Origin of the sequence: Photobacterium sp. BZF1 (genome assembly GCF_014349205.1) — a bacterium.
Taxonomy (GTDB): Bacteria; Pseudomonadota; Gammaproteobacteria; order Enterobacterales; family Vibrionaceae; genus Photobacterium.
This window is the reverse complement of the sequence record NZ_JACSOF010000061.1, coordinates 1-13,901: the sequence shown is the minus strand read 5'-3', so window position 1 is coordinate 13,901 and position 13,901 is coordinate 1. Positions and strand designations below refer to the sequence as shown.

General features: G+C 51.6%; 14 protein-coding genes and 1 pseudogene. 7 read left to right on the top strand and 8 right to left on the bottom strand.

What is annotated here, in order from left to right; genetic code table 11:
* Positions 1–13 precede the first annotated feature (13 nt).
* The 7 genes from rpmJ to BIZ37_RS14855 all read left to right on the top strand — a co-directional run bounded on the left by rpmJ (position 14) and on the right by BIZ37_RS14855 (position 4,197).
* Positions 14–127, top strand: coding sequence for a 50S ribosomal protein L36 (gene rpmJ / locus BIZ37_RS14885; protein ID WP_000868186.1), 114 nt, complete (start codon positions 14–16; stop codon positions 125–127).
* Between the two features lie 145 nt (positions 128–272).
* Complete coding sequence (gene rpsM / locus BIZ37_RS14880; protein ID WP_036817714.1) at positions 273–629, top strand: 30S ribosomal protein S13; 357 nt, start codon at positions 273–275, stop codon at positions 627–629.
* 17 nt (positions 630–646) lie between these two features.
* Positions 647–1,036 (top strand): 30S ribosomal protein S11, encoded by a 390-nt coding sequence (rpsK, locus tag BIZ37_RS14875; protein ID WP_036817716.1) that lies wholly within the window; start codon positions 647–649, stop codon positions 1,034–1,036.
* Positions 1,037–1,068: 32 nt separating this feature from the next.
* Positions 1,069–1,689, top strand: a complete 621-nt coding sequence (gene rpsD / locus BIZ37_RS14870; RefSeq protein ID WP_039465382.1) for a 30S ribosomal protein S4 — start codon at positions 1,069–1,071, stop codon at positions 1,687–1,689.
* 23 nt (positions 1,690–1,712) lie between these two features.
* The gene (gene rpoA, locus BIZ37_RS14865) at positions 1,713–2,702 is read left to right on the top strand and encodes a DNA-directed RNA polymerase subunit alpha (RefSeq protein ID WP_039465380.1); all 990 of its coding nucleotides are present in this window, start codon (positions 1,713–1,715) and stop codon (positions 2,700–2,702) included.
* A 33-nt stretch (positions 2,703–2,735) separates the two neighbouring features.
* Complete coding sequence (rplQ, locus tag BIZ37_RS14860) at positions 2,736–3,122, top strand: 50S ribosomal protein L17 (protein WP_007468807.1); 387 nt, start codon at positions 2,736–2,738, stop codon at positions 3,120–3,122.
* A 94-nt stretch (positions 3,123–3,216) separates the two neighbouring features.
* Positions 3,217–4,197, top strand: coding sequence for a glycosyltransferase family 4 protein (locus BIZ37_RS14855; protein WP_187462160.1), 981 nt, complete (start codon positions 3,217–3,219; stop codon positions 4,195–4,197).
* 22 nt (positions 4,198–4,219) lie between these two features.
* On the opposite strand, the gene BIZ37_RS14850 is transcribed toward BIZ37_RS14855, so the two are convergent.
* The 8 genes and pseudogenes from BIZ37_RS14850 to BIZ37_RS14815 all read right to left on the bottom strand — a co-directional run.
* Positions 4,220–5,692, bottom strand: a complete 1,473-nt coding sequence (locus BIZ37_RS14850; RefSeq protein WP_187462159.1) for a response regulator — start codon at positions 5,690–5,692, stop codon at positions 4,220–4,222.
* 22 nt (positions 5,693–5,714) lie between these two features.
* Positions 5,715–6,407 (bottom strand): hypothetical protein, encoded by a 693-nt coding sequence (locus BIZ37_RS14845; protein WP_107299069.1) that lies wholly within the window; start codon positions 6,405–6,407, stop codon positions 5,715–5,717.
* The gene (locus tag BIZ37_RS14840) at positions 6,404–9,079 is read right to left on the bottom strand and encodes an SLBB domain-containing protein (RefSeq protein ID WP_187462158.1); all 2,676 of its coding nucleotides are present in this window, start codon (positions 9,077–9,079) and stop codon (positions 6,404–6,406) included. The genes BIZ37_RS14845 and BIZ37_RS14840 overlap by 4 nt, the downstream gene beginning before the upstream one ends.
* On the bottom strand, positions 9,076–9,870 hold the full coding sequence (locus tag BIZ37_RS14835) for an OmpA family protein (protein WP_187462157.1): 795 nt from the start codon (positions 9,868–9,870) through the stop codon (positions 9,076–9,078). Before BIZ37_RS14835 ends, BIZ37_RS14840 begins: the two co-directional genes overlap by 4 nt.
* 1 nt (position 9,871) lies before the next feature.
* Complete coding sequence (locus tag BIZ37_RS14830) at positions 9,872–10,186, bottom strand: STAS domain-containing protein (protein WP_107299071.1); 315 nt, start codon at positions 10,184–10,186, stop codon at positions 9,872–9,874.
* A gap of 58 nt (positions 10,187–10,244) precedes the next feature.
* Positions 10,245–12,071, bottom strand: a complete 1,827-nt coding sequence (locus BIZ37_RS14825; RefSeq protein WP_187462156.1) for a sugar transferase — start codon at positions 12,069–12,071, stop codon at positions 10,245–10,247.
* Positions 12,072–12,083: 12 nt separating this feature from the next.
* Positions 12,084–13,160: a glycosyltransferase gene (locus tag BIZ37_RS14820; protein ID WP_187462155.1), complete on the bottom strand. Its 1,077-nt coding sequence runs from the start codon at positions 13,158–13,160 to the stop codon at positions 12,084–12,086.
* Positions 13,157–13,901: pseudogene (locus BIZ37_RS14815) on the bottom strand (sugar transporter); the annotation flags it as partial. The gene BIZ37_RS14820 and the pseudogene BIZ37_RS14815, both read right to left, overlap by 4 nt.

Genomic DNA, 13,901 nt, shown 5'->3' with positions numbered 1-13,901 from the left:
ACGGAGTTTAGCAATGAAAGTTCGTGCTTCCGTTAAGAAAATCTGCCGTAACTGTAAAGTTATCAAGCGCAACGGTGTTGTGCGTGTAATTTGCAGTGAGCCAAAGCACAAACAGCGCCAAGGCTAATTAGCAGAAATATTTCTTGCAAATTGAAGGTGGGTTGGCTAAATTAGCCAACCAATCTTTTGTGTGTGCAAAAGAATTGTTCCACCGCTGCGTATCCTAAACGGGCTTTGCAGCGGTTATTCTTGAAAAGTACTAGGAGTGAATAGTGGCCCGTATTGCAGGCATTAACATTCCTGATCAAAAACATTCTGTAATCGCTCTTACTGCGATCTACGGCATCGGTAAAACTCGCTCAAAAGCTATCCTAGCTGAAGCGGGTATCGCTGAAGATGTTAAGATCAGTGAACTAACTGAAGAGCAGATCGATCTACTGCGTGATGGTGTAGCTAAGTACACTGTAGAAGGTGATCTACGTCGTGAAGTTTCCATGAACATCAAGCGTCTAATGGACCTTGGTTGTTACCGTGGTCTTCGTCATCGTCGCAGTCTACCACTACGTGGACAGCGTACTAAAACCAACGCACGTACCCGTAAGGGTCCGCGCAAGCCGATCAAAAAATAATCGGAAGGTAGAGTACAATGGCTAAACAACCAACTCGCGCTCGTAAGCGCGTACGTAAGCAAGTTGCTGATGGCGTTGCGCACATTCATGCTTCTTTCAACAACACAATCGTAACCATTACTGACCGTCAGGGTAACGCTCTATCTTGGGCTACTGCAGGTGGTTCTGGTTTCCGCGGTTCTCGTAAGTCTACTCCGTTCGCTGCACAGGTTGCTGCTGAGCGCGCTGGCGAAATGGCCAAAGAGTATGGCGTTAAGAACCTGGAAGTTATGGTTAAGGGCCCTGGTCCTGGTCGTGAGTCTACTATCCGCGCTCTAAACGCAGCGGGTTTCCGTATCACTAACATTGTTGATGCGACTCCGATCCCTCATAACGGTTGTCGTCCACCTAAGAAACGTCGCGTATAACGTTTCGTTTCTAGGAAAACTGGAGAAAGAACATGGCAAGATATTTGGGTCCTAAGCTGAAGCTTAGCCGTCGTGAAGGCACAGACTTGTTCCTTAAGTCTGGTGTACGCGCGATTGATACCAAGTGTAAAATTGACAATGCACCTGGTGTGCATGGTGCTCGTCGCGGTCGTCTATCTGACTACGGCGTACAGCTTCGTGAGAAGCAAAAAGTTCGTCGTACTTACGGCGTACTAGAGAAGCAATTCCGTAACTACTACAAAGAAGCTGCTCGCCTTAAAGGCAACACAGGTGAAAACCTGCTTCAGCTTCTTGAAGGTCGTCTAGATAACGTAGTTTACCGCATGGGTTTTGGTGCTACTCGCGCTGAAGCACGTCAGCTGGTAAGCCACAAAGCGATCCTAGTTAACGGTCAAGTCGTAAACGTTCCTTCTTTCAAGGTAGCGGCAAACGACGTTGTTAGCATTCGTGAGAAAGCTAAGAACCAAGCACGCATCAAAGCAGCTCTAGAAGTTGCTACTCAGCGTGAACTACCGACTTGGGTCGAAGTAGACAGCAGCAAGCTAGAAGGTACTTTCAAGCGCCTTCCAGAACGTTCTGATTTGTCTGCCGACATCAACGAACACCTGATCGTCGAGCTTTACTCTAAGTAAGGCTATAGTTAAGAGAGGACACAATGCAGGGTTCTGTAACAGAATTTCTTAAGCCACGTCTTGTTGATATTGAACAAGTTAACACGACGCATGCAAAAGTAACTCTTGAGCCGCTTGAGCGTGGTTTCGGCCACACTCTTGGTAACGCTCTACGTCGTATTCTTCTATCTTCAATGCCGGGTTGTGCCGTCACTGAAGTAGAAATCGACGGTGTGTTACACGAGTACAGCACCAAAGAAGGAGTACAGGAAGACATTCTTGAGATCCTTCTAAACCTTAAAGGCCTAGCCGTTAAGGTTGAGGGTAAAGACGAAGTTATCCTTACTCTGAATAAATCTGGTGCAGGCCCTGTTGTTGCAGGTGACATCACCCACGACGGTGATGTTGAGATTGCGAACCCAGAGCACGTAATCTGCCACCTAACTGATGACAATGCTGATATCAGCATGCGCATCAAGGTAGAACGTGGTCGCGGCTATGTACCAGCGTCAGCTCGTATCCACACTGAGGAAGACGAGCGTCCAATTGGTCGTCTGCTAGTTGATGCAACTTTCAGCCCAGTTGACCGTATCGCTTACGCGGTTGAGGCAGCACGTGTAGAACAACGTACTGACCTTGATAAGCTTGTTATCGATATGGAGACAAACGGTACTCTTGATCCTGAGGAAGCTATCCGTCGCGCAGCTACTATCCTAGCTGAGCAATTGGATGCATTCGTAGATCTTCGTGATGTACGTGTTCCTGAAGAGAAAGAAGAGAAGCCGGAGTTCGATCCGATCCTACTGCGTCCTGTAGACGATCTTGAACTAACTGTTCGCTCTGCTAACTGTCTAAAAGCAGAAGCGATCCACTACATCGGTGATCTTGTTCAGCGTACTGAGGTTGAGCTTCTTAAGACTCCAAACCTTGGTAAGAAGTCTTTGACAGAAATCAAAGACGTGCTGGCATCACGTGGTCTGTCTCTAGGCATGCGCCTAGAAAACTGGCCGCCAGCATCTATTGCTGAAGATTAATAGTTACTGATATCTAGTTAGAAGGATTAGGTCATGCGCCATCGTAAGAGTGGTCGTCAACTCAACCGCAACAGCAGCCATCGCAAAGCGATGTTCAGCAACATGGCTGGCTCTCTGGTACGTCACGAACTTATCAAGACTACCCTGCCTAAGGCAAAAGAGCTGCGTCGCGTAATTGAGCCATTGATTACCCTAGCTAAGACTGACAGTGTTGCTAACCGTCGTCTTGCATTCGCACGTACTCGTGATAACGAAGTTGTTGCGAAACTATTTAACGAACTGGGTCCACGTTTTGCTCAGCGTCCAGGCGGTTACACTCGCATCATGAAATGCGGTTTCCGTGCTGGCGATAAAGCCCCTATGGCTTACATCGAGCTAGTAGATCGTCCTGAAGCTCAGGAAGAAGCTGCTGCTGAATAAGCACTAGCGCGTTAAATAAAAAAGAGGCCGAGTCTTAGACTCGGCTTTTTTTTTGCATCTTATTCCCTATCACTACCAATGAGGGATCGGATGCATGATTTACCTGTTTGTCGACAGTTCAGGGTTTGGCGGAATCGAAAGCCATATCCATCAGCTCTCCTTGTTGCTGCAATCCCAACAAGTTGGGGTTGAGGTAGTATTCCTTAACCGCTATCCAGATCATCCACTGTATACCCAACTCGAACAGTCGGATATCCCTTTCCGTTTCCTTTGCGAAACCTCGATATTGCGTTTTTTCCGTTGCTTGTCTGCTGCGGATGTCGTGCATGCCCATGGCTATAAGGCATCTATTATTGCCAGAGGCTGCAGGGTTTTGTCTGGCTACCATTTGGTAACGACTTTCCATGCCGGTGAAACTGTTTTCGGTAAACTGGCCTGTTATGAATGGCTCAATCGCTACACGGCTTGTCTGTCCTATAACCTGGCAGTCAGTCGCAAGATCCAAAAGCGACAGCCTTTTCGTTGCGAATTGCAGCGCAATTTTGTCCATTGTAAAGAGGACCTTGTGGAACGAGACCGCCATGAAGTATTGCAGGTGGGTTTTGTTGGTAGGCTGAGCCATGAAAAAGCCATTGACCGTTTTGTCAGCTTGAGCGAGAAAATGCCAAGTATCGATTTCCATGTTTACGGAGATGGCGAACAGTCAGCATTGCTTAACGGCCTCCCGCTCAACTGGCATGGCTTTGTGCCGAGTATGACACCGCATTGGCAGTCTTTGGATGTGTTGCTTATTACCTCCCGTGCCGAAGGCATGCCGATGGCGGCACTCGAAGCGATGGCAAATGGTGTGGTGGTGATTTCGACGGATGTCGGTGAAATGCCCTCGTTGCTTGAGCCGGAGTGCTTAGTGGCGGAAGCTCGGTGGCAATTGTTGGCTGATAAATTGTTGAAGATTGAAGGTCAGAGTAAGGCTTACTGGCGGATGTTATCGCAGCAACAACAGCAAATGGTCAGGGGGAGCTATAGCGATCAAGCCTGTTGGCAGCAACTAAGCCAAATTTACCAACTCTCGTAGTACACAGGGCAACTTTTCTGCCCTATTCAATGCTGGTCAGGGTGATCAGCGTCCTGTCATCTTCATGGTTATCAGGCTGTCGCTGCCACAGATAGTGGTGGCGTTGCTCGGCTGCCAGCTGTGCTAAGTGTTGTTGTTCTTCCTCGGCCAATTCAGATTCCAGCAATCCATCACTGAAGCAATGTAGGCTATCTCCTTGCAACATAGTCATATGCTGGGGTGCAGCTTCGAGGCAGTCAAACAAACCGATAAGCCCGACCCCTTCCCTGAGACGCTGGCAAGATGGGGTAAATGCCAGTGGCGCTGGCATGCCAGCATTGTAGAGCGCTATCGTGTTGTTGCTTTGAAGGTGGATACCCAGCAGGCAGATCAGATTATTGGTTTCGGTCTGGTATAGGTGTTTATTGAGCCGGTTGAATAGTTCTTTTGGGCAAATGTGAGGATCGAGCAATATTCCCTGGATCAAGCCGTAGCAGATCCCACCATTGGCTTTGGCCACAATACCATGCCCCATTAGATCGCCGAGGATCAATAACTGCGATCCGTCTTCAAGGGTGTTCTTGATAACAAAGTCACCGCTTATTTCCGGTTCGCGGCTGATCTGAAGATTTAAGCTGCCCAATGAGAAGTCTTGGGAGGTTGTGCCTGCCGGATTAAACGAAGAACCTCTTTCCAGTTGTTGCAGCAAACTGTCCTCGAAAGCATCTCGGAGGTGCTGATGGCGGTTGAGAACCCGTTCCAGTACTCGTCGCAAGTGGTGTTTGTCGACGGGTTTGGCAAGAAAATCATCGATACCGGATTGGGTGACCGCCGTCATGGTGTCAGAGACAGTATCCCCCGACAGGAATACAAACGGCAACAATCGGTGGCGGCGCAATTTGCTGACGAGGCGCCGGAACTCCAGCCCGTTGGTATCGGGCATCCATAGGTCAGTCAGAACCAGATCGCAATGGTTGCCTTGCAACCATTTGAAGGCATCCTCGGCTCGGCCGAATATCGATAGCTGGTAATCTGCCTCTAGGTAACTGGTCAGCATGGTGAGTTGGCTACGGCTGTCATCGACAATCACAAGGTGTTTGCGGGGAGGTTGCTTGGGCAATAGGAACTCGATAAGGTTACTATCAGCAGTAATTGTGTAGTTAAAATCAGGGAATGTGGTTTTAATTAGGGCAAGCCCCATCCCAGACTCTGCCGGAAAATCAGGTAGCTCCGCCTCTTTGATTTGTACAGTTTGGGCAGGCCAAGGCGAGCCGTTGTCACTGATGGAAAAGCAATACTGACCGTTGTGCCTGCCGTAGCTGATGGTGCAGTGGGTGGCTGGTTGTTGTTGATGATCCAACAAGTTGGCGCAATATTCGCTGCATACCAGTTTGAGGCTCTGAATGGTGTCGGGCGTCAATTGAAGTGCATGGGCCTTGTCGTCCAGCAAACGACGCATTGCCGAGATGTTCTCATAATTTAAGACAAACCGACGCTGGAACAACACTTGGTTCATGCTTTGCCCCCCTAGCTGATATTTACTGGTATTTTCCCTGCAACAGCGCACTGGCTTGCAGGTAATCGACGACTTTTTGTTTGATGCTACTTGGTATCCACCGGGCTTTGGTTGTCAGAACCCGAATGATCTCGTCAGCCAGTGACGGGTTGACCTGATCATTGATGAGCGTTCCCAGTAAGGGAATACCATTTTGCTCCAATTTACCGATACAGGTTAACAGCTCGCTTTCCGTTGTCTTGGCAGCCGCCAGGCAAAGGATGGTCGCATCGCTGGCATGGCTAAGGGCATTGATAGGCAAGTTGCGCCAGTTGGTTTGGGTCATGGTGCCAACATCACATAGGATATAGTGGTAGTCCTGCTTCCAGCGTTCGAGCGCCTGGTGAAAGCTGTGTGGCTGGCGTAAGTCCAGGATTGTCCGCTCTTCACTCGGCTGCGGGAGCAAGGTGAGTTGTTCAGTGAGCCTTACCATCGCCTCGGCTTCACCTTCTCCATTGCATTGCCAGGGCTTGGCGGTATAACCCTGTCCGCTGCCTGACAAATCCAAATCAACCAGCAAGACTTTGTGGTCTTCGGCGCAGCGTCTCGCCAGCCAGTTACAATGGGTCGAGGTGCCACATTGGCTCGAGGCCCCGGCCAAGGTGATGACTCGTGCACTGCGTTGGTGGATTTGATGGAAAAGTTGGTCGTATTCGCCGCTGAGCCAAGGTTTCATAATGCTGCTCCTAAGGCTATCAAAGTAAAGATCCCCAATACGTCTCTCAAGCCCTGGCGCCATTGTTCGCCGACTGAGTCGTTGAGGTTGGGGACATAGACAGTATCACCGGCCCTGAGCAGGGGCAGGGGATAGCGTGCCGGTTCGATGACATAGTCGCGCAAGTTGAAGGTTTGCGCCTTGTCGCCGCAACACGACGTATTCACAATCATGATCCGCTCGATGTATGCGTTGTCGGTCGGGCCGCCGGCTTCAGCGAGCAGGTCGAGAATGTTCATCTGGCTGTTGAATGGGTAACGGCCCGGTTTGTTGACCGATCCCATCAGTCTTACCACCTGCTCGGAAGGCTTATCGAGCCAGTTACCTTCGAGTTTGGGCACATAAATCACATCACCGGGGACAATTTCCGGTAACAGGCTTTCATCACCGGTTTCGAAGTACATCGAAAGGTTGAGGCGTGTCACCCTGGCGGTATTGTCATTGCGGTGGCTGATCCGGATTTGGCGTAAGTCGGCATCGCCGTTCGGCCCGTCTGCCGCCGATAGGATATCGAGAAAACCCAACTCACGGTTGAAGGCATAGCGGCCTGGTGCGCCGACTTGGCCAAACACATAGATAGAGTCATCGGCAGACTGGCGGATCCAACTGGATTTGTTGTCTGTCGGATCGTGGGGAAGCTCATCGATTACAATCGTATCACCGGCGGTCAGGCGGGGCAGGGCAGCAAAGCTTCCCCCTTCGTTGATGAAGTTATCCAGATCGAAATACAGCACGTTATCTTGCGACTGGCGGTTTTCTTTTATGATCCGGATATTGGTGATGTTGGCCTGCTGCAGCGGCCCTCCCGCGAGTGCCAGTACATCGAGGAAGGTCATGCTGACATTCCAATTGAAGCGACCGGGTGACTTCACTGCCCCCATCACCTTGATGGCTTCGGTGTCTGCGACGGTATCGACCTGCGGCACAAATATCACATCCCCGGCAACGACCTTGGGTAACAAGGCTTCATTACCGGACTTGAAGTAACGGGCCAGGTTGAAACGGGTTACTTTGGTGGTGGTACCGTTACGGTGGGTGATCAGCACATCCTGGATATCGGCCTCACCGGTAGGCCCGTCGGCAGCAGAGAGGATATCCAAAAAGCCTTGCTCGTTATTGAAGGCATATCGTCCGGGAGCACCGACCTGACCGAAGATGTATATTGAATCTTGTGCTGATTGACGTAACCAGCTGGCTTTGTTGTCTGTCGGATCGTGGGGCAGCTCGTCGAAAATAACGGTATCGCCGGCTTGTAGCTGCGGCAGTTGGTTCTGTGGCTTGCCGAGCTTGGTGAATGCCTCGAAATTGAACGTCGTCACCCGCTCTTCATCGGTACTGGCACTTTCACGCACAATGCGGATATTCGACAGGTTAGTTTGTTGTTTCGGCCCGCCGGCATGAGCCAACAGATCCATAAAGCTCATGGTGTCGTTCCATTCGAAGCGGCCGGGATTGTTGACAGCACCAATAATTTTTATTGCCCGGTCATTGGTGACCTTGAGCCATGATTTTTCGTTGAAATCGATTTTTTCCGGAATAAAGATGACATCGCCCGGCATCATGTCTGGTAGGGGGTAAAGAGCAGGGGCCTGAGTATATTTGACCAGGTTGATGGTCATGGCCGCTTTGGTGCTGCTAAGCAGCTTTATCTGGGTGGTATCGGCAAAGCGGGTCGGGCCGCCGGCATTGGCGAGTACGTCGATAAAGCCGGTACCGGGTGAGCTTTCATATGCTCCGGGGGCTTTTACCTCGCCCATCACATACACAGTGCGTGAAGTGGTGTTGATATCCTCAACTTCTATTGGGGCGAAAATGGTCGTCCCCGGTTTTATTGGCGGTAGGTTGCTGGTATCACCGCTATCTAAATAAGCTTTGAGGTCGAACTGGTAGGGGATGTTATCGGTGATAACCCGGATCTTGGTGACGTCGGCATAGCGGGTAACCCCTTCGGCACGCATAACGGCATCGACAACGGTCATACCGGGCTTGAAGCTGAAGGTGCCGGGATTACGCAGTTCACCGAAGATGGTGATCCCTTGCTCTTCGTTGGCATCCCCGCCTTTGGTTAACGAGGCGGCGTCAAAGTCGACCTCGACGTTTCCGAGTAGCGGTGAGGCTGGGATGAAAATAGTATCTCCACCTTGCAAGGTAGGCAGACTAGCAGGATCACCGCCGTCTAAGTACGCTTTGTAGTCGAATTGCTGGCTTTTGCCGTCGCGGATCAGCTTAAATTGATCGAGCTGGGCTCCGGGACGGGCACCACCAGCAGCGGTGACCGCCATTTGGATGTTGCTACCGGGCTTGAGCGATATCATCCCCGGCTCTTCGACATAACCCAATACCCGCACCCGCAAAACCTGCTCGAGAATGCTGAGCTTGAATTGGTCGAGGTTGCGGTAGACGGTCCTCAGCTCCTCGCGGATGCGTTGCTCGGCCTGCTCAGGAGAGAGTCCGGCCACTGGGACCAAGCCTATCTCTGGCAATCTTATCTGGCCCTGATCATCAATGGTGAGGGGTTCGTTGAAGTCGGCTTCCCCAGGTAGTTGGAGGAAGACGCGGTCGCCCGGCGTCAGGTTCGCCGCCCATACAGGGGCGACGGCCAACAAACAGATGATCAGGAAAAGCCTTATCATAGCGAACCTGGACTTAGCTGCTCTTTGACAGCATGCCAGTCACTGAGTGAGTACACCCGGTGCGGGGCCCGTGTATGGTGGTCGACCAGCACCCGAGCTTCAACCTTACGATTACTCAAGCGTTCGGTTCTTGAATTGGGATCTTCATAAGACTCCCGTTCACCGGCACTAAAAATGGCTATCTGGTGCGAGTCGACACCTTGTTCGATCAGGAAGCGCCTGACTGTATCTGCCCGGCGCATACCTAACTGGTAATTGCTTTGTTCGGTGCCGATGGTGTCGGTGTGTCCGGTCAGCTCTAGCTGCCAGTGGTCTTGGCGTTTTAGAATCGAAGCTGCCCGGCGCAATGCATTTTGGTAATCGGGTAAAAGCTTGGCGCGATTGAAAGCAAATTGGTTATCGACCCGCATTAGCAACAGGAACTGATCCCTTAGCTGGATTTCCGAATAGCGGGTATCGAGGCATTCGGTGTGGTGCTCGAGCCAGTCCATCTGGCGCTGAATTTTGGCAAACTGGGTCTGGTACTCGAGCAGGGTAATATCGGCATCATCGGTAAAACCCGCTTTGTGCTCTTGGTCTGCCTTATCGTGGAGATTGGCAAGCTTCATATACTGGCCCGGCAGACAAAGCTTTGCCCCTCGGGTAGCCAGTAGCTGGAGCTCGAAATCGTGGTGTTCAAGCTCATGCCACTGATCGACATCCGGCTCCGAGTACGGGGTATCACCGGATGTCGGCCAAGTTGTACATCCACTGGCGAGCATTATCAGTAGCAGGCTTGAAAATTTGACCATATCAACATAACTCCGCTGAGGTGATCAGGGGGATCACCTTGTCAATCCTTAACATTTTCATCAGCTGGCGCGGTTGGCCGTTCACATTGAGCAGGCGTAGCTGTTTTCCTCGGCTTTTTAAGCGCTTGTATAAGAAAACAATGGCACCAATTCCACAAGAGTCAATAAATTGTACCTGGGTCATGTCGATGATCATCTCATCGTTATCGGTCAGGCTGAGTGATTCGAACTCCGGCTCCATCTGTCTGGCAAGGTGGGCATCAAATTCGTCTTGGAGCGTCAAACCGATATTGGCGTTATTTACTGCTTGATTCATAACTGGCCTTTAGTGTTATTTGTGAAGTCCTCCTCTATTGATACAAGTGCTGTGCCAACTATTGCCCGCGTTTACTAACCATGATGTAGATGGTTTTGAGAATGATGAACATGTCCATCTTCAGCCATTGCAGCGGCGAGCTCAGTGCCAGCGCGTAGGCGTGATCAAAGCCAATTTTGCTTTTTACATCTTCCAAGCTGCTGTCATAGCCCTGGCTGACCTGGGCAAGACCGGTGATCCCCGGTTTCAGGCCGGCAGTTCGCTCAAGGTAAAATGGCAATGCATTTTGCAATTTGCCACAAAATTGCGGACGCTCCGGGCGCGGGCCAATCATCGCCATATCGCCTTTGAGGACATTGAGGAACTGGGGCAGTTCATCAAGGCGGGTGACCCGTAGGAAGTGTCCTACTTTGGTTATGCGTGGATCGTTTTGCTGGGCCCAGGTTGCCCCCGAAGCCGACTCGGCGTTGTTGGACATCGAGCGGAACTTGATGACTTCGAACAGTTCGACCTGTTGGTCGCTGATTTTACCGACCCGCATCTGACGGTAGAACACGGGGCCGGGCGAATCCAACTTGATCAGCAGGGCAATGACAGGCCACACAGGTAGGGTGATGATCAGTCCGATGCTGGCAAGCAAGACATCACTGGCCCTTTTCATAAACAGGGTTGATTGCGCCTGATAGTTAGAGACCGGTGGCTGGTGGCGCCAACCTGAGCGGAAATGTCCCATCAGGTAACGGGTCATCCCCAGCAAAGAGGCGACATAACCACCGATGAAGTAATGCAACTTGTTTGTCACCTTGTTACTGATACCGAGCAAGGGTAAGGCTGCTGCGCCATAACCGACCAACTGCAGGGCTAGTAAGGTCTGGGCTATGTTAGAGCCTTGAAAAGCCAAGATTGTAGAAAGCAGTAAGTAGCCAACCAAAATAAAGGGCATCACGGTGCGCATAGCCTTGCCCGAGGTAAATAGCCAGCGAGCACCATGGTGGCTGCTGCGGAAGACGAACCGGCAGCGGATCAACTGCTGCAGGTTGCCTGCTCCTATACGTTGGCGGCGTTGGTAGGTATCCTGATCCGTCGACGGTGAAAGTTCGACACTGTTGATATAGTGGTTGAACTGAACCTGATAGCCCTGCTTGATGACTAGCATGGTCTGGATGAAATCATCATTGATGGTATCTTCCGGCAGTGGTGAAAACAGTTCAGCACGTACAATGTAAAAAGCGCCGTTTCCTCCCATTACGTTACCGATTTGCGATTCGGTTTGGCGGGTTGCATTTTGCCATTGCCAATATTGCTGTTCACCATCGGGGGCTTTGGCCAACAGGTAATTACAGGTGAGGGCGCCAATTTGCTGCTCCTGAAAACTGCCGGCGGCTTGGGCGAGGGCATCAATAGACAGAAGGGCAGACACATCCGACATCGCGATCAAATCAACTTTGCCTCTTACCTCTGCCAGTAGCTGATTGATACGGATTACCTTGCCCTTGTTGTCAGGTTCATCCATGTACTCAAGGCGAATACCGGCTTGGGCATATTTGCTTTGCCAATCAGCGACGATATCTGCAGTGTTGTCGCTGCAACCATCACAGCATACCCAGACTGATAGCTTTTCGGGCGGGTATTCCAGCATCATCAGGTTGGCAAGCTTTGCCTCAATAAACTCGGCCTCATTGTAGGCCGGGATGAGGATGGCGACAGTCGGTTGCTCCCCAGCCTCATGACTGGCATTGGGAGTAGCAATGCCGTTGTCGTTATCGTGATCATCTTCAGCGCTAGGCGACTTACGCCCCCATATCACCATCAAACCGGTATAGATAACATGGTGATAGAAAATGATCAGGGTCAGGGAAATTAATACCATCCAGCTGATAGTCATGGTCAGCCTCTCTTATCCGTTGGCCAGGGATTCATAAGCGCTCGCCATCGTCCTGACATCGGCGAGTTGGCGAATATATTGTGTTGTCTGGGGGCAGCTTTGTATCGGCCTGCGGAGTTTCTCCAGTAGGCTCTGCCCCAGCACGGCGGGTTGATCCGGTGGGATAAGGTGCCCGCTGTGAGGACAAATCAAATCGGGGATACCACCGACATCGGTCGCCACCACGGGTTTGCCGCAGGCCTGTGCTTCCAGCAGTGCCAGCGGAAGTCCTTCTTGGCGCGAGGGCATACAGAACAGGTCGATAGCATGGTAGAAATTCAGCATGTTATCGCAGCGGCCAAGCCAGTGGACCCGCCCTTTCAATCCCAACTGTTGTGCAAGTTGTTCTAGCGGCTGGCGTTCAGGTCCGTCGCCGGCGACGGTAAGCTGGTAACACTCCGGCAGGGTTGCCAGTGCTTCGAGCATAACATCGATGCCTTTCTCCTTTACCAGTCGTCCGGCGCAGCCAATGATCAATGAGTCGGTTGGAAGCTGAAGCTGGTGGCGGGCCTGGGGACTTTGTCCCGGGGCATAGTGCTGGGTATCGATCCCGTTGATAATGACCTGATCCGTTTTGATCCCCATTTCACTCAAGTGATCGGCTACCCGGGGGGCGTCGGCCACTAGTTTGATCCGGCTGCCAGCTAGCAAGCTGCGGGTTAGTAGTCGCTGCTTTGGGTCGTCCAGATGCCAGCTGTCGTGCTCGGTCTGGATGTGGGAGACTCCCTTGAGGCCAAGGCAGGCGGCGCGGCTATATAACAATGGGCCGAGGTGATGGGAATGGATCACCCTGGCTTGCAATGTGCGGATAAGGCGGCGCAATTTGAAAATAGTTTTAATATCTCGCCCTGGTGGTTTATCGAGGAAGTACAGTCGCTCTGTTAACGGGGCGAGTTCGGGCCATTGCATAATCGCCTGTTCTCTATTCCCCTCCAAGGCGACGACATAAACTTGGTTATCCTTTGAGGCGAAGCGCACAAGGTTGAGCACCAGTCTTTCAATACCTCCTGGATTTAGGTGCTGGACAACCTGCAGGGTATGGGTAGTCATGATGCCTCCTCGCTAAAGTGTGGAATTCGGATCAACACCGGTGCCTTGGCTAGTCGGGTGATTTGGCGGCTTTGGTATAACCGCGTATCGAGTAGCTGCACGGCACAAACCAGTGATAGCCCTAGCCCGAAACCAACAAAAATACCGAGGCTGAAGTTGAGCCACCATGGCCAATTGAGTGGTTGGCTAGGGACGCTAGGGCGGGCAATGATCTGGAGTTTGTCCGGCTCTTCAAAGCGGCCCAACTGGCCGGTCACTTTGGCCATCTCGTAACGTTCGAGAAGCTGGTTGTAGATTTTGGCTTTGACGTCATAGTTGCGCTGCAGCACTGTTAGTTCTTTTTCCAGTTGGGCAAATTCGGCCCGCTTTTCCTCTAGTTGCAAGGCCTGTGCCTCGAGCAACCGCAATTCGCCCTGTAACGACTGGATTTGGTTCTCGGCCTGCTGCAGTTGTTCAAACTGACTGATCAGGATCGGTTGGTTGGGGTTATCCAATTGCTGGGTGTTACTGGCGATACGTTGCCATAACTGGCTAACCTGCTGCGGGTTGAGCGACTGCTGCTGGTCAACCAGCCGGGATCGTTCTTGCTTGAGGCGGTCGAGTTGGCGCAGTACTGCTTTGACGGAAGAATGGCGATCGGTATAGCTGGCCCGAAGGATCGCAAGTTCTGCTTCTGCCTTGACGATTTCGGCTTCCAGCATGCCGACGACGGGGTTGGTACTGGCGAGGCGGTCATAGAAG

Coding starts and splice junctions, on each gene's coding strand:
- BIZ37_RS14840 (WP_187462158.1), bottom strand. CDS start 9,079: ATGATAAGGCTTTTCCTGATCATCTGTTTGTTGGCCGTCGCCCCTGTA.
- rpsD (WP_039465382.1), top strand. CDS start 1,069: ATGGCAAGATATTTGGGTCCTAAGCTGAAGCTTAGCCGTCGTGAAGGC.
- rpmJ (WP_000868186.1), top strand. CDS start 14: ATGAAAGTTCGTGCTTCCGTTAAGAAAATCTGCCGTAACTGTAAAGTT.
- BIZ37_RS14855 (WP_187462160.1), top strand. CDS start 3,217: ATGATTTACCTGTTTGTCGACAGTTCAGGGTTTGGCGGAATCGAAAGC.
- BIZ37_RS14825 (WP_187462156.1), bottom strand. CDS start 12,071: ATGACTATCAGCTGGATGGTATTAATTTCCCTGACCCTGATCATTTTC.
- BIZ37_RS14820 (WP_187462155.1), bottom strand. CDS start 13,160: ATGACTACCCATACCCTGCAGGTTGTCCAGCACCTAAATCCAGGAGGT.
- rplQ (WP_007468807.1), top strand. CDS start 2,736: ATGCGCCATCGTAAGAGTGGTCGTCAACTCAACCGCAACAGCAGCCAT.
- rpsK (WP_036817716.1), top strand. CDS start 647: ATGGCTAAACAACCAACTCGCGCTCGTAAGCGCGTACGTAAGCAAGTT.
- BIZ37_RS14830 (WP_107299071.1), bottom strand. CDS start 10,186: ATGAATCAAGCAGTAAATAACGCCAATATCGGTTTGACGCTCCAAGAC.
- BIZ37_RS14835 (WP_187462157.1), bottom strand. CDS start 9,870: ATGGTCAAATTTTCAAGCCTGCTACTGATAATGCTCGCCAGTGGATGT.
- BIZ37_RS14850 (WP_187462159.1), bottom strand. CDS start 5,692: ATGAACCAAGTGTTGTTCCAGCGTCGGTTTGTCTTAAATTATGAGAAC.
- BIZ37_RS14845 (WP_107299069.1), bottom strand. CDS start 6,407: ATGAAACCTTGGCTCAGCGGCGAATACGACCAACTTTTCCATCAAATC.
- rpoA (WP_039465380.1), top strand. CDS start 1,713: ATGCAGGGTTCTGTAACAGAATTTCTTAAGCCACGTCTTGTTGATATT.